This window comes from Moorena sp. SIO3B2, from assembly GCF_010692525.1.
GTDB classification, from domain to species: domain Bacteria; phylum Cyanobacteriota; class Cyanobacteriia; order Cyanobacteriales; family Coleofasciculaceae; genus Moorena; species Moorena producens.
Window position 1 is genome coordinate 1 of sequence record NZ_JAAHHE010000235.1, and the last position, 9,693, is coordinate 9,693.

The 9,693-nt window shown below is 41.1% G+C and carries 13 protein-coding genes and 1 pseudogene; 10 read left to right on the forward strand and 4 right to left on the reverse strand.

What is annotated here, in order from left to right; translation table 11 throughout:
* Together F6K38_RS29205 and F6K38_RS29210 are read left to right on the forward strand one after the other, a co-directional pair.
* The coding region (locus F6K38_RS29205) for a hypothetical protein (protein ID WP_287358556.1) at positions 1–515 on the forward strand (515 nt) is incomplete at its 5' end.
* 123 nt (positions 516–638) lie between these two features.
* Entirely contained in the window at positions 639–1,205 is a 567-nt protein-coding gene (locus F6K38_RS29210) for a Uma2 family endonuclease (protein WP_287358557.1), read from the forward strand.
* 17 nt (positions 1,206–1,222) lie between these two features.
* On the opposite strand, the gene F6K38_RS29215 is transcribed toward F6K38_RS29210, so the two are convergent.
* Positions 1,223–1,348: a hypothetical protein gene (locus F6K38_RS29215; protein WP_287358560.1), complete on the reverse strand. Its 126-nt coding sequence runs from the start codon at positions 1,346–1,348 to the stop codon at positions 1,223–1,225.
* A 125-nt stretch (positions 1,349–1,473) separates the two neighbouring features.
* On the opposite strand from F6K38_RS29215, the gene F6K38_RS29220 reads away from it, so the two are divergent.
* The 5 genes from F6K38_RS29220 to F6K38_RS29240 all read left to right on the forward strand — a co-directional run bounded on the left by F6K38_RS29220 (position 1,474) and on the right by F6K38_RS29240 (position 6,129).
* Positions 1,474–2,526, forward strand: coding sequence for an LLM class flavin-dependent oxidoreductase (locus F6K38_RS29220; RefSeq protein WP_287358562.1), 1,053 nt, complete (start codon positions 1,474–1,476; stop codon positions 2,524–2,526).
* A 38-nt stretch (positions 2,527–2,564) separates the two neighbouring features.
* On the forward strand, positions 2,565–3,671 hold the full coding sequence (locus F6K38_RS29225) for an alkene reductase (RefSeq protein ID WP_287358564.1): 1,107 nt from the start codon (positions 2,565–2,567) through the stop codon (positions 3,669–3,671).
* A gap of 204 nt (positions 3,672–3,875) precedes the next feature.
* Complete coding sequence (locus tag F6K38_RS29230; protein WP_287358566.1) at positions 3,876–4,460, forward strand: hypothetical protein; 585 nt, start codon at positions 3,876–3,878, stop codon at positions 4,458–4,460.
* Positions 4,442–5,104 (forward strand): NACHT domain-containing protein, encoded by a 663-nt coding sequence (locus F6K38_RS29235; protein ID WP_502709611.1) that lies wholly within the window; start codon positions 4,442–4,444, stop codon positions 5,102–5,104. Before F6K38_RS29230 ends, F6K38_RS29235 begins: the two co-directional genes overlap by 19 nt.
* Positions 5,047–6,129, forward strand: coding sequence for an NACHT domain-containing protein (locus tag F6K38_RS29240; RefSeq protein WP_287358572.1), 1,083 nt, complete (start codon positions 5,047–5,049; stop codon positions 6,127–6,129). Before F6K38_RS29235 ends, F6K38_RS29240 begins: the two co-directional genes overlap by 58 nt.
* On the opposite strand, the gene F6K38_RS29245 is transcribed toward F6K38_RS29240, so the two are convergent.
* Positions 6,126–7,268: an IS4 family transposase gene (locus F6K38_RS29245; RefSeq protein ID WP_287358573.1), complete on the reverse strand. Its 1,143-nt coding sequence runs from the start codon at positions 7,266–7,268 to the stop codon at positions 6,126–6,128. The two genes, F6K38_RS29240 and F6K38_RS29245, sit on opposite strands and share 4 nt — an antisense overlap.
* Before the next feature lie 6 nt (positions 7,269–7,274).
* Between F6K38_RS29245 and F6K38_RS29250 the strand changes: the two genes are divergently transcribed.
* Positions 7,275–8,210, forward strand: a complete 936-nt coding sequence (locus F6K38_RS29250; RefSeq protein WP_287358575.1) for a HEAT repeat domain-containing protein — start codon at positions 7,275–7,277, stop codon at positions 8,208–8,210.
* Between the two features lie 405 nt (positions 8,211–8,615).
* Here F6K38_RS29250 and F6K38_RS29255 read toward each other — a convergent pair whose 3' ends face one another.
* On the reverse strand, positions 8,616–8,864 hold the full coding sequence (locus F6K38_RS29255) for an AbrB/MazE/SpoVT family DNA-binding domain-containing protein (RefSeq protein ID WP_287358577.1): 249 nt from the start codon (positions 8,862–8,864) through the stop codon (positions 8,616–8,618).
* 62 nt (positions 8,865–8,926) lie between these two features.
* On the opposite strand from F6K38_RS29255, the gene F6K38_RS29260 reads away from it, so the two are divergent.
* Positions 8,927–9,067: a hypothetical protein gene (locus F6K38_RS29260; RefSeq protein WP_287263918.1), complete on the forward strand. Its 141-nt coding sequence runs from the start codon at positions 8,927–8,929 to the stop codon at positions 9,065–9,067.
* Between the two features lie 189 nt (positions 9,068–9,256).
* Entirely contained in the window at positions 9,257–9,388 is a 132-nt protein-coding gene (locus tag F6K38_RS29265) for a hypothetical protein (RefSeq protein ID WP_287358579.1), read from the forward strand.
* Here the strand turns inward: F6K38_RS29265 and F6K38_RS29270 are convergent.
* Positions 9,363–9,693 (reverse strand): annotated as a pseudogene (locus F6K38_RS29270) (hypothetical protein); the annotation flags it as partial. The gene F6K38_RS29265 and the pseudogene F6K38_RS29270 sit on opposite strands and share 26 nt — an antisense overlap.

Here is a 9,693-nt window from a genome sequence, read left to right on the forward strand (position 1 = left end):
TGCAGGACTTGGTGATTTCAGAGGACTATCTATCCAATTTGATTGGGGAGAAGCCAGAGCGAGTCAGAGGTTTTTTCCTAGAGAAACCAAAAGAACCAGGAGATTTCCTGATCAAATTGGGTAGAGGGTCCTTTCTCTGGCTGAAATATAAGGCAGTTAGACGGCTGGTGAAAGAAGTGGATCGATACAATACCGTGATTAGAGCTGTACACATTAATGATCAATTGGAAGAAGCTGGTAATCCAGGTGTTGGTCTCAGTAATCGGGAGCGAGTGCTCGAAGCCCTTGGGGTGATGAAAACGGATTTAGTGCGTGCCTTGAAGACAGAACGAATTCTCAGGGAGAATAAGCAGTTTATTACTAAGAATCCTCAGCTATTTACTACTAATTTAACTACGTTGACAGCCCTGCACTTGAGTGATCAGGCCAGTGAGTATGGACGAGTGCTAGACCAAGCCTTGCAAGTGGCAGTGGGGGTACAAGAGGAAATGAGAAAATTGCAGAATCAGCGTTAGGGGCGGATAATCTATTTATTTTAGGGAGTCGGGAGTCGGGAGTCGGGAATCGGGAGTCGCGAATAGGGAACAGGGAAAAAATTCTGTGCATCGCTGGTTTTTTGAATATTGAGGATAATTAGGATGACCACAGTATTAAATCTAGAGCCCATTACCACTCTGACCAGAGAGCAGTTTTATCGCTTGTGTGAGGCAAATCCTGATTTACAGCTTGAACGTTCACCTCAAGGTAATTTAATTATTATGACTCCTTTAGGCGGAGAAAGTGGAAGTATTGAGGCGAATCTGATTGGTGATTTAATTATTTGGAATCGTCAGACTCGGTTGGGGGTTGTCTTCAGTTCTCAGACTGTGTTTAGTTTACCAGGTGGTGGCGATCGCTCTCCCGATGTATCTTGGGTAGCCCTGGAACGATGGAAAGCACTGAATCAAAAAGAAAGAGAAGGTTTTCCACCGATTTGTCCCGATTTTGTGATTGAGTTGCGCTCACGGACAGATCGATTAAAGCCGTTACAGGAGAAAATGCAAGAGTATTTAGCCAGTGGCTTGCGTTTGGGTTGGTTGATTAATCCCCAGGATAAACTGGTAGAAATTTATCTGGCTAAGCAACCTGTAAAAGTAGTAGCAATGCCTGTAGTGTTAACAGGAGATGAGGTGTTACCGGGGTTTAGTTTAGAAGTTAGAAGTTAGAAGTTAGAAGTTAGAAGTTAGAATTTAGAAGTTAGAATTTCGCGTTGCTGAATCTTCTTTTGAATAGGAGTAGAGTGGGCATCCTGCCCGCCGGAAGATTGTAACGGGCAAGATGCCCGTTCCACGCCAGATGCCCATTCCACAGGTGCGACCCTTTTGCTACTTGTATCAATGTCCTAATTTTAATGCCTCGTGTTATACATATTGAAGCCACCATCACTGAAAAGTAGCGATCGCATTTTTAGTTTTTAACCCTAACCTAAAAATAATGGAATTTGGTTTACAGTTTTTGCCCGATGTTAGCCCTCAACAGAAGTCAGGAGCCCAGTATTTTAACGAAGCTCTCTATCTGGTCAGTCTGTGTGATAAACTCGGTTATACTAATATTAGGATTGTCGAACACTACTTCCACCAATATGGCGGATATAGCCCTAATCCCATTGTTTTTCTGACTGCTGCATCCCAACGAACTCGAAAGGCTCGCCTGATCACTGGAGCTGTTTTGCCTGTCTTCAACAATCCACTCAAATTAGCTGGCGAAATTGGTATGCTCGATGCCATTTCCAACGGACGTGTGGAAGTTGGCTTTGCTCGTGGATTTCTTCCCCATGAATTTGCCCGATTTGGCATTGATATGAACGAGAGCCGCAGCCGCCTTGAGGAAGGGATGGAACAGGTACGTTGCCTGCTCGAACAAGAAAATGTGACCATGGAGGGTCAGTTTCATCGCTTTGATAACGTTACGTCTTTGCCCCGTCCTACTCAAACTCCCCGTCCTCCTTTCTGGGTAGTTGCTCTGGCTACCCCCGCATCCTTTGTGGCTGCTGGTCACAAGGGGTATGGAATCATGGCAGTGCCTTTGGCAGTTGGGAAAATGGCTGAGTTACTTAAGCTATATCGAGATGCCTGGAAGTCGGCTGGTCATCAAGGCCAAGGTCGGGTAATGTTGGCTTTTCAGATGTTTTGTGCCCCAACCTCAGAGGAAGCGATCGCAATTGCTCGTCAACCCTTGAACGAGTATTTGAAATCTTTGCTAGAAGCGGCTTCTGATTGGTTAATCGATACCCATTACCCAGACTATGATCGCTACAACAAAATCATTGCTGGACTAAAGCAAGAAACTTTTGAATCTCAGGTAGAGAAGGGAGCTGCTTGGATTGGTACACCTGAACAATTGCGAAAGACAATCCGTGGCTACTATGAACAAGTTGGGGGCTTTGACTTCGCCTCTATGCAGGTAAATTTTAACACCATTTCCGTAGAAAATGCTGCCGCTTCGATGAGGCTTTTTGCTAAAGAAGTGATGCCCTATTTTTGTTGAAATGGATTTGATTCAATTTAAATTGAGAGGAACAATAAATGACAGCTCCACTATCTTTGTCCAAACTACTAAGCCCTTTTGAATTAGGTGATTTATCTTTAAAAAACCGAGTAGTAATGCCTCCTTTAACTAGAGGTAGAGCAGTTAATCTGGGTATTCCCAATGATTTAATGGTGGAATATTATACTCAAAGAACTGGAGTAGGTCTAATTATCACTGAAGGTACTTTTATTTCCCCTCAAGCTAACGGTTGGGTAAATGCTCCTGGTATTTATACTCTGGAACAAACTGAAGGGTGGAAAAAAGTTGTTAGTAGTGTACACTCTAAGAATACGCCATTATTTTTGCAGCTTTGGCACTGTGGTCGGGCTTCTCATAGTAGTTTCCATGATGGTAAGCTAGCTGTTGCTCCTTCAGCCATTAAAATTAACGAAGAATATGTTCATACCCCTCAGGGAAAACAGCCTCACGAAACCCCACGAGCCCTGGAAACTGAAGAAATCCCCCAAATAGTAGAAGACTATAAAAAAGCGGCTGAAAATGCCAAACAGGCAGGTTTTGATGGGGTAGAGATTCATTCAGCTAATGGTTATTTACTGGACTCTTTTCTGCAATCTAAAACCAACCAAAGAACAGATAACTATGGGAGTAGCATTGAAAATCGATATCGTTTACTCAAAGAAGTAATCGAAGCTGTAATAACTGTTTTTCCAGTGAATAGAGTGGGGGTTCGTTTGTCTCCTAATGGTTTATTTAATGATATGGGGTCTGTGGATTATCGTGAAACATTTCTTTATGTAGCTAAAGAGTTAAACAGTTATGGGTTAGCTTATATTCATGTATTAGATGGGTTGGCGTTTGGATTTCATGAATTAGGAGAACCGATAACTTTGGCTGAGCTTAGAAACGTTTTTGATGGTCCAATTATTGGTAATTGCGGCTATACTCAAGAAACAGCCGAAGCTGCAATTCAAGAAGGTGTGGCGGATTTAATTGCTTTCGGAAGACCGATTCTGAGTAATCCAGATTTGGTTGATCGCTTCGCTAATAATTGGCCCCTTAATCCTATTCCAGATGTGAAATTTTGGTATTCTCCAGGTAAAGAAGGTTATACTGACTTTCCTACTTATAATACGGAAAACTAGCGAGGCTGTTACTAAGTGCGGTCTAGCCTGAAATCTTAACCTTAAATGCCTTTAGGGTTTACAATTTTTTGACCGAACAGTGGTTCATGACGGGGCAGGCTGTCCCAACTCTTGCCTCTTGCCTCTTGCCTCTTGCCTGCTCCCTGCTCCCTGCTCCCTAAAGATCTATAATAATAGATAAACCAAAAAACAACTACCAAGATCATGCTAGATTGGTTAGCACTGTGGGGAATTTCTAGTGCTGGTGGCTATCTCGCCAAGGAAGTGATCGGTCCGTTGGCCAAAGACGCTCTAGAAGACTACACTAAGGATTTTTTCAAAGAATCTATCAAAGAGTATAGCGGACTATCGGATCAAGATACCCAGAAAAAACTCTTGGTTAAAGCCTTAAAAGCTTTTGTGGCTTTAGTTGGACAAGAATTAAAGGTTGCTGACCTATCTAAGCAAGAAATAAAACAATATACTAAACCCCTCAAGCAGTATATTAATAACCAATCCGTTAAAGCTATCCTGGGAAGTGCCTTTAACTATGGCTGTCAACAAATAGATACCGATACATTAGCCAAGACTTGGGTTGAGCTGAAGTTATTATCATTACCGGAAGAATTTCGTTGGAAGTATATTGGTAGACAATATCTCAAGCAAGTACAAACTATCATCAAGCAATCGGATAAGTTACGGCCTATCTGGGATTCCCAAACGTTAGATGCGATTAGCCCGAAGGGCTACGCTACGCGATCGCAAAAAACACTAACGCTACAGCAGGCATTATCCCAGACTTTAACTTAAGGGAATATCAAGAAGCACTCCTAGAGAGCTACGGTAATGTTAAATTAGATAGTTTAGATACCGATGGCTCTGCCTATAATCAACTAAAACTCTGGACGATATTTATCCCCCAAAATGTGCGAGAGGTTCATGACTTGATGCCAGAGGCGATTCATGAACTGCCTAAAGATTATTATCAAAAACTGCTAGAGAGTGGTCAACTAGAACAGGAAATTGACCAAAAGGAGCTGGAAAAATCTAAAAAGCTTTATTATCAACAGCCAATTAAATCTGTATTAGATGTGATCAAGGACTCTCAAGGCTATCGGTATTTGGTGGTTTTAGGAGACCCAGGCTCTGGTAAATCTACTTTGTTGCAATATTTAGCATTGGAGTGGGCAAGAACCGATCTAACTACTGCCCTTTCTCTACCAATTCCCTTACTGATTGAATTACGCACTTATATCCGGAATCGCGATAATGGACAGTGTAATAACTTCTTGGAATTCTGTCATCAAAGCAGTGGAGCGATATGTCATCTCAATCAACATTACCTTGATGAGAAGTTAAAAGCTGGTAAAGCCTTAGTGATGTTTGTTCGCGTAGCGTGGCCAACGGCCATGGCTTGGATGAAGTGTTTGAGCCAGGGAAACGAGAGGATGTAATTACGGATATTCATCGCTTTACCAATACCTATCCCAAGGTAAGAGTAATTGTGACATCTCGGGTAATTGGTTATAAACCCCAACGGCTACGGGATGCTGAATTTCGTCATGTTATGCTCCAAGACTTGGACTCAAAACAAATTAAAACGTTTATCGAGCACTGGCATGAGTTAACCTTTACGGATCAAGCCGATAAAGTTAGGAAACGGGAGCGCTTACAAAAAGCAATCAATACATCCTCCCCGATTCGACAACTGGCGCAAAATCCCCTATTACTAACCATGATGGCAATCCTGAATCGCAATCAAGAATTGCCTCGTGACCGCTCTGAACTCTATAACCAATCCTCTCGATTACTGCTCCATCGATGGGATGTGGAACGAGCATTACTAGAAGATAATCGTCTTGACCCCAAGACAATTGATTATCAAGATAAGCAACAGATGCTGGGAAAAGTGGCAGATTTCATGCAGGGTAATCAAGCAGGATTAGCGGGAAATCTGATTAGTGCAGAGGATTTAGAACGGATTATCTTCGAGGAGTTGAAACTACGGGAAGTTACTAATCCAAGAGCGGTGGCTAAGGTAATGATTAATCAGTTGCGCACCCGCAATTTTATCTTGTGTTTCATGGGAGCAGATTACTACGCCTTTGTGCATCGGACATTTTTGGAATATTTCTGTGCTTGGGAATTTGTCAGGAAATTTGAGAAAACCCAGAAGATTGACCTAGAACAGTTACAAACCCAAGTATTTGGTCAGCACTGGCGGGATGAATCTTGGCATGAAGTGCTGAGGTTGATTGTGGGCATGATTGATTCCAGAAAAGCTGGAGAAATTATTGAGTATTTGATAGCACAATATGGAGAGAGTAATAGGTTTGGAAATTTATTTTTGGCAGCAGATTTTTTATCTGAGGTGAGGAATCGCTATGAGATTAAATCAACAGATACTACATTACTGAATCGCGTCAAAGACTTAATTAATTATGATCAAAATAGCTGGCGGGGTGACAAGAGTAGCTAGAAAGCGGATATAATCAAGGTCATAGCTTTGAGACCTCGTTGATAAAATGGGCGTTTATTTGGGGATAACTTCATTAACTTATCAACAAGTTGATCAACTTGAGAGTAAAAATTAACCCAGTTGTAACCATATAATCCAATATAAAAATTACTATGTCGAGAAAAAATGCGTTTTACTTCTTTCACTCTACCTACATAGTCTTGGATGCACTTGCGCTTAATTATTTGTCCACTAAAGGTACTAATTGTATAAGCAACACTAATTCTAATCAAAATAGAAACTAACCGTTGACCAGTTAGTTTAGTTCCTTCTAAGTTATAGCCTCCTTTTTTTAAATATCGGAACATTTCTTCTATACCAAATCGTTTTTTATAACCCTCAATAGCCAGTGTGAGTGACCCCAAGTTAGTTAAAATAAACCACCCTTCATCTGCGTTCATTCCCCAACGCTTTTGTTGCCATTTAGCTGCCAAATCAAATCCCAATACTTGTTTGGTTTTAGTAATTTTTATGCCTTGAAGATAAAAAGATATTCCTGGCTTTAAACCTAAGTGTTGTAACTGAGTCCAAATTTCAGTTTCTTGTTCAATAAAATGATTCTTTTTCAGACGTAAACAAAAGTATACATCCTTCTGTTTGAGCCAAGTTGCCAGATCCACTGAGCAAAATTCTCTATCCCCTAGCACGACAACTTTATATTTGGTAAACTTGCCTAATACTTTTTCTAAAGCTTGAGTTTGCTCGTCATAGTTACTATTTCCTTTTTTATCTAATAGTTCAAAATACAAGGGGATTGCTCTTCTCTGATAAATTAAACTAATTACTAAGATATTTACTGACTGCCATCTAGTTCGATCTATGGCTATATGCTGGACTTCTTGTTTGTCAATTGATTGAGAAATCCACTGGGTAATTAGTGATAACCAAATTGTGTTAACATCCCATTCTGTCAAAGACAAAAATCTTTGGAGTTTTTTTCTTCTGCTTTCATACTTAATTGGCAAGGGTAAGGATGCTGCTAGTTTTTCTAAACTTACCTGTTTTATGGATTGTACAAGATTAATGATTATCTCAAACAATAGATAATCTGACTCTTTTAGGTATTGTTCAAAATGGATTTGATATAATTCAGGTAACATTAAATTTTGATAGGTAGGAAGTGCAATATCTTCAGCCTATCTTTTTTTGTCACTTGTCTCAATCCCTCTGCCCATCTAGTCTACAGGCGACATTGTCGCCCCGCCAGTCAAAATAGAAAAAGATTCAGTGATAGTGATATTCGCACTAACGCTGTGGTAGCAGTAGCCACCCATTGGCAAGACCACCCAGATACCTTAGCCCTACTTCAAAAATGGGCTCGCTCTGATCAAGATGGGAATGTGCAAGCTACAGCAATTGAACAGTTAGCTCAAGGTTACCAAGACCACCCAGATACCTTAGCCCTACTTCAAGCATGGGCTCGCTCTGATAAAAATTCGTGGGTGCGACGTACAGCAATTGTACAGTTAGCTCAAGGTTACCAAGACCACCCAGATACCTTAGCCCTACTTCAAGCATGGGCTCGCTCTGATACTGATTCGTCGGTGCGACGTGAAGCAATTGAACAGTTAGCTCAAGGTTACCAAGACCACCCAGATACCTTAGCCCTACTTCAAGAATCGGCTCGCTCTGATACTGATTCGTCGGTGCGACGTACAGCAATTGTACAGTTAGCTCAAGGTTACCAAGACCACCCAGATACCTTAGCCCTACTTCAAGCATGGGCTCGCTCTGATACTGATTCGGATATGCGAGTTACAGCAATTGAACAGTTAGCTCAAGGTTGGCACGACCAGCCTTGGTTATTTGAATTTTTATGCGTTCGCACTCTCCATGACCCCTTTGAGCGTAAGGAATTCTGGGATGACAATCCTCGAGAAGCAGCCCTTAAGGCCATCCTCGAATATTATCCTAACCATTCCCAAACCCGATCCTTATTGCAGGATAGAGCAGACCATGACTCCGATCCTAAACTGCGAGAGTTTGCTCAGGAGGAATTGGCTAAATTGAGGCAAGAGGCAATAGGCAATAGGCAAGAGTGAAAAAATCCTGTGTACCTAATAGTTATGAAAAACGCTGTAGAGGTTTTCCAAACGAGTTGTAAATTAATCGATGGTCGAAAAAGGCAAAAGGCAAGAGGCAAGAGGCAAGAGGGGCAAGAGCTCTAGAGTTTTTAATTTTACTAAAAAAAGACCTTTTCCGTTTACATCTCAAATGGAAAACTTATCTATACCAGAGTTATGGTTAGCAGACAGTAAAAAAACTCCCAACGTCAAAAACCTTGGGAGGGTCATTTTAGGTTATATTCAACCCAGTCTAGCATCCGTATTTGATTAGTATGGATCATCAAATTAAGTACCGACATTTGCTTCTAGCCACTTAGCAATCGCATTTTGGCTTTCTTGGTCTGTTGCTAATCTTTCCATCATTTATCCACAGCGGTTCCCTCACTTAGCCAGCTCCCTCAAGGCATTTTCATACCTCTTGCTGACTTTCTGATAAGCTGCCATTACCGTTTCAAACTCAGGGTCTTTCGTGGTGATTTCAACACCATCAGCGGTTTCTGTGATAAATACAGTATCTCCCTGGCCAAAAGGCCACGCTACGCGAACACCAACATTGAGCTGTTGTAGGATCTCTTCAGGTAGAGTTATGCCTAGGGAATTCCCAATTTTATTAATTGTGAGCTTGTACATATTGTAAAGGGAGTCGGGAGTCGGTAAAAATCCTATATTCTATTATAGCGTTTCTCGCAGTTATGAGGTACATACAGTATTCTTTGACTTTAATTCCCTTTCTTGATGCAGCACATCCCTATTCCTTATTCCATCTTCCATCTTCTCTGTTCCCTGTTCCCTGTTCCCTGTTCCCTAAAATCCAGAAATTGTGTACCTCATAGCTATGAAAATTGCTATATTATATATATATCATTACTATAAAAACCGCTATATAATATTCCCTATTCTTTCTCCCCACGCGCCCAAATCCCACACTCTATTAAAAAATATATAATCCCCAATCACTAATGATTTGGGGACTTTGTAACGGTATTTAGAGGTTAGTCCAGAATAGAAAAAGAAGGCAGTAAGTGCGATTGGGTAGTGAAACCGAGGGCGGTGCAGAAGTTGGGGTTTTAGCAAGAGGGGCGATCGCCTGCCTAAACCGCCTTTTCGATACACCACCTGTTGAGGATACTATTCTGGATCCAGGAATCCCTTAACTGTCTCAACAGGAATAGAGAACGCGGGATGATTAAATAATGCTTTTAATCCCTCAATTCCTCCTGCTTTCAAAGCACATATTAGTCGCTGCTTAAGAGTAGGATTATCATTAATTTGTACCTTGATAATTTCAACAGCAACAGATTCGTTAGCAGTTATGGGATTGTCAGCAATCTTGTTTAGTAATTGCTTAATCTCAGCTTTAATATCAGCCAATTCATCTGGTCTAATCTCAATTTCTCCACTTTTTACCTTAACATCTTCTAGATTAGCTTTTGAAGGTACAGTTATAGATGTCTTATTT

What these genes read in the sequence shown, in the direction of transcription:
- F6K38_RS29255 (WP_287358577.1), bottom strand. Translation starts at nt 8,864, where the DNA reads ATGTACAAGCTCACAATTAATAAAATTGGGAATTCCCTAGGCATAACT.
- F6K38_RS29230 (WP_287358566.1), top strand. Translation starts at nt 3,876, where the DNA reads ATGCTAGATTGGTTAGCACTGTGGGGAATTTCTAGTGCTGGTGGCTAT.
- F6K38_RS29220 (WP_287358562.1), top strand. Translation starts at nt 1,474, where the DNA reads ATGGAATTTGGTTTACAGTTTTTGCCCGATGTTAGCCCTCAACAGAAG.
- F6K38_RS29225 (WP_287358564.1), top strand. Translation starts at nt 2,565, where the DNA reads ATGACAGCTCCACTATCTTTGTCCAAACTACTAAGCCCTTTTGAATTA.
- F6K38_RS29260 (WP_287263918.1), top strand. Translation starts at nt 8,927, where the DNA reads ATGAGGTACATACAGTATTCTTTGACTTTAATTCCCTTTCTTGATGCA.
- F6K38_RS29245 (WP_287358573.1), bottom strand. Translation starts at nt 7,268, where the DNA reads ATGTTACCTGAATTATATCAAATCCATTTTGAACAATACCTAAAAGAG.
- F6K38_RS29210 (WP_287358557.1), top strand. Translation starts at nt 639, where the DNA reads ATGACCACAGTATTAAATCTAGAGCCCATTACCACTCTGACCAGAGAG.